Source organism: Kitasatospora nipponensis (assembly GCF_039528135.1).
GTDB lineage: Bacteria > Actinomycetota > Actinomycetes > Streptomycetales > Streptomycetaceae > Kitasatospora > Kitasatospora nipponensis.
In genome coordinates this window covers 1-848 of the sequence record NZ_BAAALF010000599.1, presented here as the reverse complement: position 1 = coordinate 848, position 848 = coordinate 1, and the positions used below count along the sequence as shown (strand labels likewise).

Below are 848 nucleotides of genomic sequence, written 5' to 3'. Positions count from 1 at the left end.
AGCAGCGGGAAGACCACCTTGAGCAGCGCGTCCCGGACCGACCTGCCGAAGTCCCGGCGGTAGTACCAGGCGCAGGCGAAGCCGGTGAGTGAGTAGTAGAAGCAGATCATCAGGGTCAGCGCGGCGATGGTGTCCGAGAGGACGTTCTCGCTGACCAGGGTCATCACGGTGTAGAAGACGCCGGTCCCGACGCCCGCCGTGACGATCGCCCGGCCCGGGGTCCGGTACTTCTCGTTGACCTCGGTGAAGGACGGCGGCAGCGCCTCGTAGACGCTCATCGCCAGCACCGTCCGGCTGACCGGGATGAAGGTGGTCTGCAGGCTGGCGGCCGCCGAGGCGAGCACCGCGACGAACAGCAGGATGCCCAGCGTCGGCCCCATCACCGGACCGGCCAGCGCGGCGAAGACGTTCGAGGAGGTCTCCTTGTTGCCCAGCCCGGTGCCGGTGCTGCCGACGCCCGCGTACATCTGGACGGCGACGGCGGTGAACAGGTACGAGCCGACCAGCACGACCATCGCCAGCACGGCGGCCCGGCCCGGGGTCTTCTCCCTGCCGCCGGTCTCCTCGTTGGCGCTCAGGCAGGCGTCCCAGCCCCAGTACATGAAGAGCGAGAGCGACAGGCCGGCCACGAAGGCGGAGAACGAGTCGGCCTGGAACGGGTCGAGCCAGCTCCAGGAGAAGTCCAGCGAGCCCGGCGCGTCACCGGCGACCGCCTTGCCGATCGCCATCACCGCGAAGACGCCGAGCACCGCGAGCTGCAGCCCCACCAAGGCGTACTGCACGCCCTTGGTGGGCGTCATGCCCCGGTAGCTGATCGCCGTCCCCAGCGTGATCAGCGGCAGGCAGGT

At 69.5% G+C, this 848-nt stretch carries 1 protein-coding gene; it reads right to left on the bottom strand.

Annotation, left to right across the window (positions count from 1 at the left end; translation table 11 throughout):
• On the bottom strand, positions 1-848 hold an 848-nt coding region (locus ABD323_RS42150), incomplete at both ends, for an APC family permease (RefSeq protein WP_344447355.1).